Annotated in this window: 1 pseudogene; it reads left to right on the forward strand. The window is 32.0% G+C overall.

The features are described 5' to 3' along the window. Positions 1 to 251 (forward strand): annotated as a pseudogene (locus tag C1E99_RS00215) (ABC transporter permease); the annotation flags it as partial. Positions 252 to 272: the final 21 nt, after the last annotated feature.

Genomic DNA, 272 nt, shown 5'->3' on the forward strand with positions numbered 1-272 from the left:
TTCAGTTGTTGGGGCTTTACAAGCATTATGATTATCAATATATAACACAACTGTATCCTCTGGAGAAAGATTCCAAGAAAATTGGTCTTCAGAATTTGCTTAGAGTGATTTTATATAGTCTATTAGTAGTGGAATTGGGCTTTGCTCTGCTATTTTCTAAAGAGAATGCGATGGTAGTCGTCTTACTTCTCGTGGGGATTTTCTTGCATGAAATATATTTGCCTCTAAAATTAAAAAAATTGATTGACTAAATAGACGAAAATTAGTAAAAT

Origin of the sequence: Streptococcus suis, assembly GCF_002964045.1 — a bacterium.
Lineage (GTDB): Bacteria > Bacillota > Bacilli > Lactobacillales > Streptococcaceae > Streptococcus > Streptococcus suis_U.